The following is a 14403-nucleotide window of genomic DNA, read 5'->3' as shown; positions in this document are numbered from 1 at the left end:
GTTCCACCTCATGACCGGCAACCTCAGCCACCAGATCGAGCACCACCTGTTCCCGGACCTGCCCAGCAACCGGTACGCCGAGATCGCCCCGAAGGTGCGTGAACTGTGCGAGCGCTTCGGCCTGCCCTACACGACCGGGCCGTTGCTGCGGCAGACCGCGAGCGTGTGGAAGCGGGTGCTGCGGCTCGCTTTTCCCGGCGGGACGGGATGACCCGTGGAGACGCGCAACACAGCCCGTCGGCGCAGGTTCTCGGAGGCCGAACGTCGAGCCGGCGGACCTGCGAGGTGCCGGTGCGGACCATCCTCGCGACGATCGGGTTGACCCTCGCCACGGTCGTGGACTCACGCTCCGACAAAGGCCCCGTCGGGACTCTGCTGGAGCGCACCAACGCGCTGAAGTTCGCCCGCGACAACGAAGAACGCATCCGGCAGTTCGCCACCGGCGTCGAGACGACCCTCTCCGCCCTCGTGCTGCCTACCTCGCGATGCTGCAAGGCTCCAAAGTGATCGACGGGACGCTTGCGCTCTCCCACCGCAGCGTGCACAGCGGCTCCACCGCGTCGGCCGTGTGTGCGCGAAGACCGTCATCGGATACATCCACCTGAAGCGGCTACCGCGAGGAAGAAAGAGGTTCGCCGTTCGCCTGAGCTTCCTGTGCCTGCGGCGTGCCGAGCGACTGCATCGGGACAGCGGCAGGCAGGCCATCGGCCTGCGGCCCGGCCGCGACCGCCTCACGCGCCAGGAACGAACCGAGCTCGCCGATGGTGCTCATCAACGGTGCCGGGAACACGACCGTCGTGTTCTTGTCCACTCCGAGCTCGACCAGAGTCTGCAGATTGCGCAGCTGCAACGCCAGCGGGTGGGCCATCATCGTGTCCGACGCGTCGCCCAGCGCCGCCGCGGCCAGCGACTCGCCCTCCGCGTTGATGATCTTCGCGCGCTTCTCCCGCTCGGCCTCCGCCTGCCTGGCCATCGCGCGCTTCATGCTGTCGGGCAGCTGGATGTCCTTCAGCTCCACCAAAGTGACCTCCACGCCCCACTCGACCGTCGTGATGTCGAGGATCTTGCGGATGTCGATGTTGATCTGGTCGGTTTCCGACAACGTCTGGTCGAGGGTGTGCTGCCCGACCACCTTCCGCAAGGTGGTCTGGGCGATCTGGTCGATCGCGGCGTAGACGTTCTCGATCGCCACCACCGACTTCACCGCGTCGACGACCTTGAAGTACGCCACCGCCGAGACGTCGACGCTCACGTTGTCCCTGGTGATGATCCCCTGAGACTGGATCGGCAGGGTGATGATCCGCAACGACACCCTGCGCATGACATCCACCACCGGAATGATCAGCCGCAAGCCCGGCATCAGCACGCCACGCACCTTGCCCAGGCGGAACAACACACCCTGCTCGTACTGCTTGACCACCTTCACCGACATGCCCAGCAACAGCAGGACCACTACCGCGATGCCTGCGAAGACCAACCCGCTCATGATGACGCTCCGTCCGAGTTCGGATGAGACCGTTCCACGATGCGCGCACCGCGGTGCCGACACCGCAGCCGAAGGTCCTCGCTCCCCAGCGCCGATCTGCCCGGCACGTCACGGTTACCGGACCTCGACGCTCGCCCCGCCGCCCATCACGATCATGCACGTGCGCGATGAACCGACCATCCCGAGCATCGAGGTCCGGTCACCGCCCCGACACACCGGCCGTGTCAGCCGCAAGGGCGGGGATGTCGGCCGTGCCTTGGACCACCGCGGCTGCGAGGCCGGCCAGCCGCAAACGGTGATGGCGGGCGTAGCCGCGCAGCAGGGCGAAGGCGCTGTCCACGGTGGTGTTCATCCGTTCGGCCAGCACGCCCTTGGCCTGCTCGATGAGGACGCGGGTGGCGAGCGCGGTCTCCAGCTGCTCGATGACCACCTCGTGGTGTCGCAAGGTGCGCTGACGCAGGATGCTGATGGTGGCGATGTCGGCCAGCGCCTGGCCGAGCGCCGCGGTGTCCGCGTCCCAGAGCCGGGGCGTGGCGCTGAACAGGTCGAGTCCGCCGATCACGGTGTCACGCACCCGCATCGGTAGCGCCTGTACCGCGGCGAACCCGGCATCGACGGCAGCACGGGTGAACACCGGCCAACGCTCGCCTGCGGCAGCGAGGTCCGCGCACTCCACAGCCCGGCCGCTGCGGGAACAATCCGAGCACGGGCCCTCGTGATGCCGTAGCTGGGACAGCTCCAGCGTCCGTGCCGACTCGGCAGAGGCAGCCACGATGTCGAGCGAGCCGCGGTGGTGGTCCACCATCAGCACACCGACCGCGGTCACGTCGAGCACCTCGACGCAGCGGTTCACGAACAGATCCAGGAAGTCGACGACATCGAAGTCGTGCACGAGCAAGTCCGCCACCGCGACAAGAGCGTTCCTGCCCTTCGGATTCTTCACCATCATCGCTGGTCCTCCATCCCCGGGCGAGGGGCCGTCACGGGAGCCGGTCAGATCCCGGCTGGGCTGTCCGACCCGTGACTCACACACGCCTCGCCGGCATCAGAGAGATCGCCCACGCAGAACCAATGACGCTAGGGCGGTTTCCCCACCAGCAGGAACCACCGTACGTCCCGATCAGACCGGGACCTTTCGCCGCGCATTCGAATGGGGGTGTGTTCGTGCGTCGAGCCACCCCCGTCCGCTGCCAAGTCCTACGCGTCCAGAGGGAACGGAAGAGCGCGCTCGGGACCGATCTTCCTGACGCCACCGAACATCTCGCACAGTCGGACGGTGCGCATTCATCCGACCGGCCGCACCCGACCGTCCTCAGTGGACCAAGACCGGGCAGGGACTTGGTCCCGGCCGGGTGGGGTTGGACGACCCTGCTGGGCTGCGGGACGACGTGGCCAGCATGGACGGGTGGCCAGCCTCCGCGACCTCCTGCAGCGCTACCGCCCGGTGGGAACACCCGGCGCGGCCGCGCGACCTGGCGTGCCCGCGGACCGCGCGGCCGAGGTGGCGACGGAGCTGGAGCCGGTGCTCGCCCTGCTCGCGGCTACCGAGGACGAGGCACGGCGCCTGCGTGCCGAGGCGCGCGAGGAGGCGCGCCGGATCCGGGAACAAGCCGCTCGAGAGGCGGAGGATCTTGTCGCCAGGGCTCGCGAACGAGCCGCTGAGGTGCGTGCGCGGTCGGCTGCGGACGCGCGGGCGGCGGCTGCTCCCGACGGTGAGCTGCTCGTCGAGGCCGCGCGGGACGAGGCGCACCGGATGAAGGACCGCGCCGCGGCGTTGATGCCCGAGTACGTGGACCGTGCTGTCGCAACGGCGTTGAGCGGCATCGCGCGAACGGACGAGGTCGTGCCGTGAGCGCGGCGTGGATCGCGGGTGGGGTGCGGGCGCGGGCGTTGTTGCGGCGCAGGGCCGGCGCGGTGGGAGCACGTGAGATCGCCGGGTGTGCGTCGGCGGCGGAGGCGGTGGCGCTGCTCGTCGCCGGTCCCTACCTACGAGACGTGCGGCCGGAACAGTCGCTGGCGCAGGCCGAGCACGGTGTGGCGGCGACGTTGCTGTGGCACCTGAGGGTGCTCGCCGGATGGCAGCCTCGTGCGGGCGCCGAGCTCGTCCGGCTGCTCGCCGGGTGGTTCGAGGTGGCGAACGTCGTGGAGCACGTGCGCGCGCTGTCCGGCGCGGCGGCGGGTCAGATGTTCCGGCTCGGCACGCTCGCCACCGCGTGGCCGCGGCTCGCCGCCACGTCGTCGCTCGCCGACTTGCAACTCGCGCTCGCCGCGTCTCCCTGGGGTGATCCGGGATCCGCCGATCCGCGGCGGATCGTGTCCGCCGTGCAGCTCGGCTGGGCGGCGCGGGTCGCGGGCGGTGTGCCGCAGGCGCGGGAGTGGGCCGCGGGAGGCGCCGCGTTGCTGGTCGCGCGCGAACGGTTCCTGCTCGGTCACCCGGTGCCCGGCTCGGCGCTGCTCGGAGACGTCGGCCAGCTCGCGTTCACCGACTTCGCCGCACGACTGCCGGGTGAGGCGGCGTGGGCGCTCGCGGACGTCACGGATCCCGCCGGCCTGTGGCAGGCCGAGGAGAACTGGTGGGGGCGCGTGGCGAACGACGCGCGAACGTTGCTGCGCGGGCGGGGTTTCGGCCCTGACGCGGTGGTGGGGTGCGCCGCTCTGCTCGCGGTCGACGCCCGCCGGGTGCGGGCCGCATTGGAGTGCGCCGCGCGCGGCGACAGGCAGCTGGAGGCGTTCGATGCCATCACATGACGCCATGACACCCGTGCGGATGGAACGGATCGCCGTCGTAGCACCGGAAGACGCGCTGCGCGAAGCCCTCGTCCTCGTGGCGGACGCGGGTGTGGTCGACGTCGACCGCGCCGACGACCAGCTGGAGACCATCGCGGACGCCGCGGTGCGACGGGAGTCGGTCGCGGCCATCGCCGGATGGTGCCCGGCCGAGGAACGGCCCGGCCTCGCCGCGACACTCGCCGAAGTGGGTGCCGCTGCGGTGCCGTTGCCCGCGCCACGCGGCGTGGATCCGCCCTCGTTGTTGCGCGCGGACGGCCCGGTCCGGCGGTCGTTCACTCCGCTCGTCACCACCTACGGCACGGTGCCGTACCAGGACGTCGACCCGACGGTGCTCGCGGGCGCCGCGTACGTGCTGATGTTCGGGATGATGTTCGGTGACGCCGGGCAGGGACTGCTGCTCGTCGCCGTCGGCCTGCTGCTGCGAGCCGGATGGCCGCGACGGCTGGCACGCTGGCGCTCCGCGTGGCCCTTCGTCCTGGGCGCCGGGGCCGCGAGCACCGCGTTCGGGGTGCTGTACGGGGAGTTCTTCGGGCCGACGGGCGTGGTGCCCGTGCTGTGGCTCGATCCGCTGGACGACCCGGTGAAGCTGCTGAGCGCCGGTGTCGCGGCCGGGGCCGTGCTGCTGGCCGCGGCCTACGCCGTCGCGATCGTGAACCGATGGCGTGAAGGCGGCCCACGGCTCGCCGTGTACGCGGCGTCGGGTGTCGCGGGAGCCGCGCTGTTCCTGGGCATCGCGGGGATCGCGGGTGGCTTGCTGCTGGGCGCCGACCTGCTCGTCGTGGCCGCGGCCGTGATCGCCGTGGCCGGCCTGGTGCTCGCCGGGGTGGGGTTCGCCGCGGCCTCCGGTGGTGGTGCCGCGGGCTGGGTGCAGGCGGCCGTGGAGCTGTTCGACATCGTGATCAGGACCGGGTCGAACCTCGTGTCCTTCGCCCGGCTCGCGGCGTTCGGCCTGGTGCACGCCGCGATCGGCTCGGTCGTGTGGCTGGGGACGACGGCGCTGGCGGGCGGAGGCGTCCTGGGCATCGCCGCTGCGGTGCTGGTCTTCTTGCTGGGCAACGCACTCGCGTTCTCCCTCGAGGCGTTGGTCGCTGCCATCCAGGCGTTGCGCCTTGAGTTCTACGAACTGTTCTCGCGGGTCTTCGAGATCGAGGGCCGGCCGTTCCGCCCGTGGCACGGGGAGGCTCGATGATGGTCTGGTTGGCAGGATTGCCGGTGCTCGTCGCGGTGTGCGCGGGAGCCGTGTTGCTGGTGCGCCGCAAGGGACGCGCCGTGCTCACTCTGTTCGCGGGACTCAACAGCGTGCTGCTCGTCGGCGCGCTGGTCGTGCTCGTCATGGCGCTGCAGGCCGGTGAGGCGTCCGCGGCCGTGGCGCAGTCCCCCGCTCCCGCGGCGAACTGGGCGGCGCTGCTCGGAGCGGCCATCTCGGTCGCCGGATCGTCCATCGGCGCGGCGATCGCGGTCGCCTACACCGGAGCGGCCGCGCTCGCCGCGCTCAGCGAACGGCCCGAGCTGTTCGGCCGCGCGATGGTGATCGTGGGCCTGGCGGAGGGCATCGCCATCTACGGGCTGATCGTCGCGGTGATCCTCATCGGGAAGGCGTGAGCGGTGGGAGCCGTGGCCGTGATCGGTGCCGGGGTCGCCGACTGGGCGCTCGCCGGCGTGCGGGTCTGTGAGGCGGCCGACCCCGCGTCCGTGCGCGTCGCCTGGACCAGCCTGGGCGACGACGTGGCCGTCGTGCTGCTCACGGACGCTGCCGCTGCGGTGCTGAGCGCCGAAGTCGCGGGAACCGGCCCCCGGCTCGTGGCGGTGATCCCGTCATGACGACCCGGCAACAGGACGCGCTGGCCCCGGTGCGGGCGGCGTTGCTCGCCAGGGCACGTGCCGAGGCCGGGCGCGAGCTCGCCGCCGCACACCTCGACGCGGACGCGCTGCTCGCCACGGCTCGCGCCGAGACGCAGTCGATCCTCGACACGGCCGCCGAGGAGGGCCGTGCAGACGCGGCGTTGTCCATCGCCGCCGAGCACGAGAAGGCCCGCCGTGCGGCCCGCGCGCTCGAACTGACCGCACAACGTGAGATCTACGACGAACTCCGTCAGCGCGTCACCACTGCGGTGAGGCGTGCCTTCACCGATCCGGTCCGGCGGGATCAGCTCGTGGCGGTGATCAGGGCCGAGCTCGGCCCCCGCGCGACCGTGCGGGACGCTCCGGGCGGAGGCATGACCGGCCAGGCTGCGGGCCGCGCGGTGGATCTCGGCGTCGAGGCGGTGACCGGACGCGCCGTCGACGCGCTCGGCGACGGGGTGAGGGCGCTGTGGACGCCGTGATGCCCGGACGGGTCGTCCGGGTGTCCGGGCCGCTGGTCGAGGTCTGCGACGTCGGCCCGGTCGCCATGCACGACCTCATTGCTCTCGGGCCCGATTCGACACCGAGCGAGGTCGTGTCGATCAGGGACGGCCTCGTGAGCGTGCAGGCCTACGAGTACACCGGCGGGCTGAGGCCGGGCGCGGCCGCCGTACCCGCGGGCAGGCCGCTGTCGGTCCGTCTCGGCCCAGGGCTGCTCGGCCACGTGTTCGACGGGTTGTTGCGGTCGTTGACCGCCGCGCCGGTGTTCCTCACCCCCGGCGCCACCGCTCACGACTCGGACCGCAGGTGGCGGTTCGAACCGAGAGTGCGCGTCGGCGACCAGGTCGAGGCTGGACAGCTGCTCGGCGTGGTGGCCGAAGCCGGAGCGCTCGAACACCGCGTGCTCGTACCGCCGGGCCTCGACGGCCCGGTCGAGTCGCTGGCCGACGGCAAGTGCGGAGCGGACACCGTGGTCGCCACCATCAGCGGCACCGATGTGCACCTGTTCTCCGACTGGCCGGTCCGGGTGCCACGGCCGTCCCGGACCCGGCTGACCGAGGTGACGCCGCTGCGCACCGGGCAGCGCGTGCTGGACCTGCTGTATCCCGTTGCCCGCGGTGGCGCCGCCGCGGTACCCGGAGGCTTCGGTACCGGGAAGACCGTTCTGCTGCAACAGATCGCGAAGTGGTGCGACGCGGACGTCATCGTCTACGTCGGCTGCGGCGAACGCGGCAACGAGCTGGCGGAGGTCGTCGCAGAGCTGTTCGAACTGACCGACCCGCGCACCGGTGGGCGGCTGACCGACCGGACGGTGGTCATCGCCAACACCTCGAACATGCCGATGATGGCCCGTGAGGCGAGCATCTACACCGGCGTCGCCGTCGCGGAGTACTACCGCGACATGGGATATCACGCGGTCGTCATCGCCGACTCCACCTCGCGCTGGGCGGAGGCGCTGCGGGAGTTCGCGTCCCGCACCGGCGCGCTGCCCGCGGAGGAGGGTTATCCCGCCGACCTCGCCTCCGCGCTGGCGGCGTTCTACGAACGCGCGGGCTGCGTCGAGACGCTCGGTGGAGCGATCGGATCGGTCACGATCATCGGTGCCGTGTCGCCGCCGGGCGGTGACATGACCGAGCCCGTCACCGCCCACACGGAACGCTTCGTCCGCGTTCGCTGGACGCTCGACCGGGACCTCGCCTACTCCCGGCACTACCCCGCAGTCTCCTGGTCGGGCTCGTTCTCCCGTGACGCGCCGGCGGTGGGAGACCACCACGTCCGGGCCGGCGAGCACGAGTGGCCCGCACGGAGAGCACGCGTGATGACCGCACTGGCCGAAGCCGACCGGCTCGCCGCCCTCGCGGAACTGGTCGGTGCGGCCGCGCTGTCCGGGCCTGAGCGGGTCGCGTTGCTGGCCGGGCGCCTGCTGCGCGACGGCGTGCTCCAGCAGAGTGCCCTGTCCACAGTGGACGCTGCTGGGGGCGACGAGAAGGCGGCAGCGCTCGTGGCAGCCGTCCTGGCCGTGGTGGACGAGTGTCAGCGGCTGGTGACGGCGGGCGTGCCTGCCGAGGTGCTGGAGGAGTTCGACTTCACCGCGCTGGTGCGGCTGCGCGAAGAGGCGGGGCCGCACGACGTGGAGCTGATCGGCAGGCGGCGCGACGAGGTGTTGGCCGGGTTGCGGAGGCTGCGATGACGATCGAGTTCACCGGGGTGCGGGAACTGCGCGGGCCGCTGGTCGTGGTCGGCGGTGTCGAGGGCGTCGGCTGGGACGAGTTCGTGCGCATCAGGCTGGACTCCGGCGAGCTGCGGCACGGCCTCGTGCTGGAGGTCGACCACGACCTCGCCGTCGTGCAGGTGCTGGAGGGCACCGGTGGCATGGCCACCGCGGGCACCAGGCTGGAGTTCACCGGGCAGCCGCTGAGCATCCCGGTCGGCACCGGGTGGCTAGGCCGGACCTGCGACGGCCGCGGCGCCCCGGTGGACGGCGGGCCACCGGTGTTCGGCGCGCGGCGCGAACCTGTCGCGGGCGCGCCGTTGAACCCGACGTGGCGTGAGGCGCCCGCCGAGCAGGTGCTCACCGGCGTGTCCGTCATCGACGCGCTGACCACGCTGGTCCGCGGCCAGAAGCTCCCGCTGTTCTCGCTGCCGGGCCACCCGCACCTGGAGCTGGCGACCCAGATCGCCGTGCAGTCCACAGCGGGAGGCGAGCCGTTCTGCGGCGGGTGAACTGGTCCTGCTGATCAACACCGCCGACGATCCCGTCATCGAACGGATTCTCACCCCGCGGATCGCGCTGACCGTCGCCGAGTCGCTGGCGTTCCGCGAGGGCAGGCACGTGCTGGTCGTGATGACCGACATGACGACCTACGCCGAGGCGTTGCGCGAGGTGTCCGCGGCTCGCGGCGAGATCCCCGCGCGACGGTCGTACCCCGGCTACCTCTACAGCGACCTCGCCTCGTTGTTCGAGCGCTGCGGCCGCATCCGAGGCAGGCCGGGATCGGTGACCGTGCTGCCGGTCCTCACCATGCCGGGCGGCGACATCACCCACCCCGTCCCCGACCTGACCGGGTACATCACGGAGGGACAGGTCGTCTTCTCCGCCGAAGCCCACGCGCACGGCCTCTACCCGCCGGTCGACCCGCTCGCCTCGCTGTCGCGGCTGATGCGCAACGGCGCCGGACCGGGCCGGACCCGCGCCGACCACCTGGACGTCGCGGCCCAGCTGCTGTCCGCGCTGGCACGGGCCCGGCAGGTGCGCGATCTGGCCGAGCTCATCGGGGTCAGCGGCCTGAGCCGCACCGACCAGGCCTACCTCGACCTGGAGCAGGCCTTCCGGACCGAGGTGCTCGGTCAGTCGCCCGGTGAGGCGCGGACGCTCGACGACACCCTGGACCGGGTGTGGCGGGTGTTGCTGCGGCTGCCCCGGTCGGAACTGTCGATGCTCCCCGCCTCGCTGCTGGAGGGACGATGAGCGCCATGCGGGTGCCTTCCGGCCGGTCGGGACGCCAGTGGTTGCGCGGCCGCCTCGACAGCGCCGAGCACGCGGCCGCGCTGCTGGAGCAAAAGCTGCGTGCGTTGCGCGCGGAACAGCGCCGCCTCGCCGAAGCGGCGGAGCGCACCCACGACGAGCTGGTCGCGCAGGCGGAGGAGACCAAGATCTGGGCACTGCGCGCCGCGCTGGCAGCGGGCCGCCGCGGGATGCGCCTCGCCGGCAGTGGCGAGGAAGCCGACGTGACGATCTCCTGGTCCACGACGGCGGGCGTGCGGCACCCCAGCGGAATCACCTGCTCGATGCCCGCCGATGTCATCGGCGTCTCGACGGGTTCCTCGGTCGCACGTGCGGTGCGCGAACAACGCCGGCTGCTCGACGCGGCCCTGCGGAACGCCGTTCCGACCGCCGCGCTGCGCCGGCTCACCGCGGAGGCCGACACGACCCAGCGCCGGGTGCGGGTGCTGCGCCGGCACTGGGCGCCGTTGCTGCGGGAGGCGCTCGCGCGGGTCGACCTGGAGCTGGAGGAGCGGGAGCAGGCCGAGAACCTCCGGCACCGGATCGCTCTCAACGCCGATCGGAACCGCACGGCGGAGTGACGCGAACTACTGGTCGCCAGTGCGTCAGCGGGCGGTCCAGTCGCGGGCGATCCGTTCCCACTCCCACGCCCACCGGCGCATGCGCGACCGCTTGTGCGCGTACCGGATGACCAGGTGGAGCAGCGACATCGCACCCACGGCTCCGGTCCAGAACAGGACGGCGACCACGATCGCGTTGAACGCGGCGCCTCCGGCGCTCAGCGGTGCCAGGGTGAGATCGCCGTTGCGCTTGACCCAGATCGGCACGGTCGTGCCCGCCTTTGCCTCGGACTGAGCACGCACCGTGCCGTGCCTCGTCGCTCCGTCCGGAGCGAGCCAGGTCGCCGGTACGGGGACGGACCTCACGACTCCGCCCGGCCCCGCAGAACCAACGACCAGCGGTGCATCCACGGTCAGCACGGCCTTCGCCCGATATCGGGTCTGCTGCTCGAGCACGGCCTGTGCGGATTGCCTGGTGTAGAACTCCGAGCCCGCGGCGGCCGCGACGGGCACCGCGACCAACGCCACCACGGCGGCGAGGACCAGGACGAAACCCTCCAGCCGGTCGCCCGCGGTGGCCAGCTCGTTGCGACCGGGCAACGCCTGCCGAAGGACTCGCAAGAGCGGTTTCGTGTCCATGGTCCACCTCCTCGGTCAAGGGTTCTCCGCGTGAGCAGCGATCCCCAGGGCACTTGGTCGCGTGGCGACGGTGACCGTGGGCTCACGGGTTCGAGGCCCGGCACCGCCTTCGGTCCTGCGCGAAACAGGACTTCGAACCCGGTTCCGCGCGTCCGCCGCCCGCGACCCTGGTCGTGGAGGTGAGTGCGGTGAAGGAATGGCTAAAGGCGCACCGGCCACTGGTGGCCGGTGCGGCGGTGCTGGTGCTCGGTGGTGTGGCGGTGCTGATCGTCGCGCTGCTGCGGGCGACGCCTGGACCACCGGTCGCGACACCGTCGAGCACGTCGGTCACGACGACGAACACGGCGAGCAGCAGTTCGACGACGACAACGACCACGGCACGGGTGACCACGACCTCTCGCACCACCACCGGTCGCACCACGGCGACCGCTCCCCCGCCGCTCCCCTTCCCGGAGTCGTTGCGCGGCAAGGACATCTCCACGCTGCCGACCGATCGCAAGGTGGTCGCCCTCACGTTCGACGCGGGAGCCAACGCCGCCGGGCTGCCCAGCATCCTGCGCACGCTCGCGGGCCAGCAGGTGCGCGCGACGTTCTTCCTCACCGGCAACTTCGCGCAGGCCGATCCGGGCTCCGTCCAGGCGATCCTCGCCGCCGGGCACCGCGTCGGCAACCACTCGATGACGCACCCCTACCTGACCCGGTTGCCGGACAACGAGATCAGCGGTGAGCTGGCACGCGCGGAGCAGGTGCTCATGCGCACCGGCGCCGATCCCCGGCCGTTGTTCCGGTTCCCCTACGGCGACCGCGACGCACGCACCATCGCGGCCGTCAACTCCCAGGGCTACGTCCCGGTGCGCTGGACCGTCGACACGCTCGGATGGCAGGGCACGTCCGGCGGCGGCAGCGCCCGGCGGGTCGTCGACCGCACGATCGAGGCGTTGCAGCCGGGTGAGATCGTGTTGATGCACATCGGATCCCACCCCGAGGACAGATCCACTTTGGACGCCGACGCACTGCCGGACGTGATCACCGCAGTTCGGGCGCGTGGCTACGACTTCGTCACGCTCGACGCACTGCTCGGTGCCGGACCCACCGGATGACCGCCTCAGCCGCGGTTCGCCGCTGGAACACCGCGGCAACGTACCGAGTTCTCGTCATGTGCGCGAATTCGGCCAACCTGCACGGGAGACGAGATGGACGTCGAGGCGTGGCTGCTGGACGGTGATCTGGCCATCCGCTGGCAGGTGATGCGCGATCTCCAGGACGCGCCGGAGGCGCAGTGGCGGGCAGAACGGGCGCGGGTCGCCACCGAGGGCTGGGGTGCGCGGTTGCTCGCCCATCGCGACGACAGCGGCCGCTGGACCCCGCGCCTCTACGGCCGGAAATGGATCTCGACCACGTACTCGTTGTTGCTGCTGCGCCAACTCGGACTGCCACCAGACGATCCGCGGGCGCGCGAGTCGTGCGCACTGTTCCTGGAGGAAGGGCTGTGGCACGACGGCGGCATGAACCTGTCCGCGACCCAGCAGCGGAGCGAAACGTGCGTCACCGGGTTCGCCCTCGGTCTGCTGTCGTACTTCGGGATCGCCGACCCGCGCCGGGAGCGGCTCGCCGACTACCTGCTGCGCGAGCAGATGCCGGACGGCGGGTGGAACTGTCTGCGACATCAAGGCGCCACGCACAGTTCGTTCCACACCACGGCGAATGTGCTCGACGGTCTGCGCGACTACGGACACGCCGAACAGGCGGAGGCACGCGGACGGGAGTTCCTGCTGGCCCACCGGCTCTACCGGTCCCACCGCACCGGCGCCGTGGTCGACCCGGCGATGCTCCGGCTGACCTTCCCACCCCGCTGGCGCCACGACGTGCTCCGCGCACTGGACCACTTCCGCGCCGCCGGAGCGCACCGGGACGAACGGCTGACCGATGCCGTGGAAGCAGTGCGGGCCAAGCGGGGCCGTGACGGCAGGTGGACGCTGCAGCGGCCCCACCCCGGCGCGGTCTGGTTCGAGCTGGAGCGGACCGGTGAACCGAGCCGCTGGAACACGTTGCGCGCACTGCGCGTGCTGAGGTGGTTCGACAAGACCTGACGAACGCACGGGGTGTCATCAGTCCAATGAGGACATGAGCTCGAGTCCGTCGCGCCGGGCACGCGTGAGCACGTCGAGGTCCGGGAATCGGCCGGAACAGCAAGCGCAGAGCCGCGCCGGATTCGCCTGGTGATGTCTCGGGTCTCCTTCTCGGCGCGACGGCTCCCTGGGACTTCGTCCTCGTGCACACAGGTCCATCGACAGCATCCGCGGACAGCCGGCCGGTTTCACGATGAGCTGGTGACCAGCGATGTTCCTGACGCACAGGCCCCGCCGCTGCCGGACCGCATCCGGCGCGGCCTCATCGGTGACGGCGTCCGCGACCACCTCGTCGAGACCGTCCAGCTGGTCGGCCGGCACGGCCACCGCCTGCTGACCGACTACGCGCTGCGCTGGTTCGTCCTGCCGCCGGTGTGCCTGCTCGGCGCTCCTCCGCACCGGCAGCCCGTGACAGCCCGGAACGTGTGAGGCGAGGAACCATGCAGAACAACATCTTCTTCATCGCGCTGTGGACGGCATGTGTCGTCGCGACGCTCGTCGGCGCCGCGCTGTCGGTACGCCGGCCGATGGGCCGGTACATCGGCCGTGTCGCGGTGGGCGTGCTGTTCGTCTTCGGGGGCGCGCTGTTGCACGTGATCAACCTGGTCCGCGGGGACGACTACGCCGGCTTCGCCGATCCCGCCCACTTCGCATGGGTGACCACAGCGTGGCGGGCCGTGGTCCCGCCGAACCACGTGCTGCTGATCGGCTTGCTGATCGTGTTCGAGACCGCGGCGGGCGTGCTGGTGGTCAGCGGCGGTCGCTGGACGCGGCTCGGCTACGTCGCGGTGATCGCGTTCCACCTGCTGCTGTGGCTGTTCGGGTGGTTCGAGACCGTGTACGCCCTGATCATGCTGCCGCCGCTCGCGTTGCTGCTCCACGCCGAGACGCGGCTCAACGGGCGTCGTGCTCGGCCGGCAGTGCCCTCCCCGTGAAGCCGACGTGCGCCTCGCGGCGAGCACGCGCCACCATGTGCGGGTGGTGCAGGTCGAACGCGGGCCGGTTGGAGCGGATCCGGGGCAGTTCGGTGAAGTTGTGGCGCGGCGGCGGGCACGAGGTGGCCCATTCCAGTGAGTTGCCGAAGCCCCACGGGTCGTCGACCGTGACGACCGCGCCGTACCAGTAGCTCTTGATCACGTTCCAGGTGAACGGCAGCGTCGAGGCGCCGAGAACGTAGGCACCGATGGTGGACAACGTGTTGAGCGAGGTGAAGCCGTCCGCCGCGAGGTAGTCGGCGTAGCGGCGGGGCATGCCCTGGTTGCCCAGCCAGTGCTGCACCAGGAACGTGGTGTGGAATCCGACGAACGTCGTCTAGAAGTGCAGCTTGGCCAGGTGTTCGTCCATCATCCTGCCGGTGATCTTGGGGAACCCCGACAGGATCGTCCGCGTGGCAGCGAGCCTTCAGGGCCCAAGGTCACTCCGACCGGGGACCTTCGCGGGTCGCACGCCGCG

At 71.3% G+C, this 14403-nt stretch carries 19 protein-coding genes and 1 pseudogene; 16 read left to right on the top strand and 4 right to left on the bottom strand.

Annotation, left to right across the window (positions count from 1 at the left end; all coding sequences use genetic code 11):
- Together DI276_RS51600 and DI276_RS40765 are read left to right on the top strand one after the other, a co-directional pair.
- The coding region (locus tag DI276_RS51600) for a fatty acid desaturase family protein (protein ID WP_198681217.1) at positions 1-211 on the top strand (211 nt) is incomplete at its 5' end.
- Between the two features lie 80 nt (positions 212-291).
- Positions 292-507: a hypothetical protein gene (locus DI276_RS40765; protein WP_157985283.1), complete on the top strand. Its 216-nt coding sequence runs from the start codon at positions 292-294 to the stop codon at positions 505-507.
- Positions 508-610: 103 nt separating this feature from the next.
- On the opposite strand, the gene DI276_RS40760 is transcribed toward DI276_RS40765, so the two are convergent.
- Complete coding sequence (locus DI276_RS40760) at positions 611-1486, bottom strand: slipin family protein (protein ID WP_112273950.1); 876 nt, start codon at positions 1484-1486, stop codon at positions 611-613.
- A gap of 199 nt (positions 1487-1685) precedes the next feature.
- Positions 1686-2435: an ANTAR domain-containing protein gene (locus tag DI276_RS40755; RefSeq protein ID WP_112273948.1), complete on the bottom strand. Its 750-nt coding sequence runs from the start codon at positions 2433-2435 to the stop codon at positions 1686-1688.
- 456 nt (positions 2436-2891) lie between these two features.
- On the opposite strand from DI276_RS40755, the gene DI276_RS40750 reads away from it, so the two are divergent.
- Genes DI276_RS40750 through DI276_RS40705 form a run of 10 tightly spaced genes read left to right on the top strand, consistent with a single transcriptional unit; the run spans position 2892 to position 10204 of the window.
- Complete coding sequence (locus DI276_RS40750; protein WP_112273946.1) at positions 2892-3338, top strand: hypothetical protein; 447 nt, start codon at positions 2892-2894, stop codon at positions 3336-3338.
- The gene (locus DI276_RS40745) at positions 3335-4234 is read left to right on the top strand and encodes a hypothetical protein (RefSeq protein ID WP_112273945.1); all 900 of its coding nucleotides are present in this window, start codon (positions 3335-3337) and stop codon (positions 4232-4234) included. Before DI276_RS40750 ends, DI276_RS40745 begins: the two co-directional genes overlap by 4 nt.
- A gap of 4 nt (positions 4235-4238) precedes the next feature.
- A complete protein-coding gene (locus DI276_RS40740; protein WP_232837256.1) occupies positions 4239-5465 on the top strand; it encodes a V-type ATPase 116kDa subunit family protein in 1227 nt (408 codons plus the stop codon).
- The gene (locus tag DI276_RS40735) at positions 5462-5878 is read left to right on the top strand and encodes an ATP synthase subunit C (RefSeq protein WP_112273941.1); all 417 of its coding nucleotides are present in this window, start codon (positions 5462-5464) and stop codon (positions 5876-5878) included. Before DI276_RS40740 ends, DI276_RS40735 begins: the two co-directional genes overlap by 4 nt.
- 12 nt (positions 5879-5890) lie before the next feature.
- Positions 5891-6097, top strand: coding sequence for a hypothetical protein (locus DI276_RS40730; RefSeq protein WP_157985282.1), 207 nt, complete (start codon positions 5891-5893; stop codon positions 6095-6097).
- Entirely contained in the window at positions 6094-6600 is a 507-nt protein-coding gene (locus DI276_RS50525; RefSeq protein WP_157985281.1) for a hypothetical protein, read from the top strand. The genes DI276_RS40730 and DI276_RS50525 overlap by 4 nt, the downstream gene beginning before the upstream one ends.
- The gene (locus DI276_RS40715) at positions 6588-8309 is read left to right on the top strand and encodes a V-type ATP synthase subunit A (RefSeq protein WP_198681216.1); all 1722 of its coding nucleotides are present in this window, start codon (positions 6588-6590) and stop codon (positions 8307-8309) included. The genes DI276_RS50525 and DI276_RS40715 overlap by 13 nt, the downstream gene beginning before the upstream one ends.
- Complete coding sequence (locus DI276_RS53175; protein ID WP_269814353.1) at positions 8306-8842, top strand: hypothetical protein; 537 nt, start codon at positions 8306-8308, stop codon at positions 8840-8842. Before DI276_RS40715 ends, DI276_RS53175 begins: the two co-directional genes overlap by 4 nt.
- Position 8843: 1 nt before the next feature.
- Entirely contained in the window at positions 8844-9587 is a 744-nt protein-coding gene (locus DI276_RS53170; protein ID WP_332874749.1) for a V-type ATP synthase subunit B, read from the top strand.
- Positions 9584-10204 carry a V-type ATP synthase subunit D gene (locus DI276_RS40705; RefSeq protein ID WP_112273933.1) on the top strand — a complete coding sequence of 207 codons (621 nt, stop codon included), beginning with the start codon at positions 9584-9586 and terminating at the stop codon, positions 10202-10204. Before DI276_RS53170 ends, DI276_RS40705 begins: the two co-directional genes overlap by 4 nt.
- 24 nt (positions 10205-10228) lie before the next feature.
- Here DI276_RS40705 and DI276_RS40700 read toward each other — a convergent pair whose 3' ends face one another.
- A complete protein-coding gene (locus tag DI276_RS40700) occupies positions 10229-10822 on the bottom strand; it encodes an Rv1733c family protein (protein ID WP_112273931.1) in 594 nt (197 codons plus the stop codon).
- 188 nt (positions 10823-11010) lie between these two features.
- Between DI276_RS40700 and DI276_RS40695 the strand changes: the two genes are divergently transcribed.
- From DI276_RS40695 to DI276_RS40680, 4 genes are all read left to right on the top strand, one after another.
- A complete protein-coding gene (locus DI276_RS40695; protein WP_198681215.1) occupies positions 11011-11922 on the top strand; it encodes a polysaccharide deacetylase family protein in 912 nt (303 codons plus the stop codon).
- Between the two features lie 93 nt (positions 11923-12015).
- Positions 12016-12912 (top strand): hypothetical protein, encoded by an 897-nt coding sequence (locus tag DI276_RS40690; RefSeq protein ID WP_112273927.1) that lies wholly within the window; start codon positions 12016-12018, stop codon positions 12910-12912.
- A 240-nt stretch (positions 12913-13152) separates the two neighbouring features.
- Positions 13153-13380: a hypothetical protein gene (locus tag DI276_RS40685; RefSeq protein ID WP_112273925.1), complete on the top strand. Its 228-nt coding sequence runs from the start codon at positions 13153-13155 to the stop codon at positions 13378-13380.
- An 11-nt stretch (positions 13381-13391) separates the two neighbouring features.
- Positions 13392-13886, top strand: a complete 495-nt coding sequence (locus DI276_RS40680) for a hypothetical protein (protein ID WP_112273923.1) — start codon at positions 13392-13394, stop codon at positions 13884-13886.
- Here the strand turns inward: DI276_RS40680 and DI276_RS40675 are convergent.
- A pseudogene (locus tag DI276_RS40675) lies at positions 13846-14319 on the bottom strand (cbb3-type cytochrome c oxidase subunit I); the annotation flags it as partial. The gene DI276_RS40680 and the pseudogene DI276_RS40675 overlap by 41 nt on opposite strands.
- Positions 14320-14403: the final 84 nt, after the last annotated feature.

This window comes from Lentzea terrae (assembly GCF_003265345.1).
Lineage (GTDB): Bacteria > Actinomycetota > Actinomycetes > Mycobacteriales > Pseudonocardiaceae > Lentzea > Lentzea terrae.
Note: the sequence above shows the minus strand (reverse complement) of the source record. Positions and strands in the feature narration are given on the sequence as shown.

Coding starts and splice junctions, on each gene's coding strand:
- DI276_RS40760 (WP_112273950.1), bottom strand. CDS start 1,486: ATGAGCGGGTTGGTCTTCGCAGGCATCGCGGTAGTGGTCCTGCTGTTG.
- DI276_RS40755 (WP_112273948.1), bottom strand. CDS start 2,435: ATGATGGTGAAGAATCCGAAGGGCAGGAACGCTCTTGTCGCGGTGGCG.
- DI276_RS40740 (WP_232837256.1), top strand. CDS start 4,239: ATGACACCCGTGCGGATGGAACGGATCGCCGTCGTAGCACCGGAAGAC.
- DI276_RS40735 (WP_112273941.1), top strand. CDS start 5,462: ATGATGGTCTGGTTGGCAGGATTGCCGGTGCTCGTCGCGGTGTGCGCG.
- DI276_RS50525 (WP_157985281.1), top strand. CDS start 6,094: ATGACGACCCGGCAACAGGACGCGCTGGCCCCGGTGCGGGCGGCGTTG.
- DI276_RS53175 (WP_269814353.1), top strand. CDS start 8,306: ATGACGATCGAGTTCACCGGGGTGCGGGAACTGCGCGGGCCGCTGGTC.
- DI276_RS40705 (WP_112273933.1), top strand. CDS start 9,584: ATGAGCGCCATGCGGGTGCCTTCCGGCCGGTCGGGACGCCAGTGGTTG.
- DI276_RS40700 (WP_112273931.1), bottom strand. CDS start 10,822: ATGGACACGAAACCGCTCTTGCGAGTCCTTCGGCAGGCGTTGCCCGGT.
- DI276_RS40690 (WP_112273927.1), top strand. CDS start 12,016: ATGGACGTCGAGGCGTGGCTGCTGGACGGTGATCTGGCCATCCGCTGG.
- DI276_RS40680 (WP_112273923.1), top strand. CDS start 13,392: ATGCAGAACAACATCTTCTTCATCGCGCTGTGGACGGCATGTGTCGTC.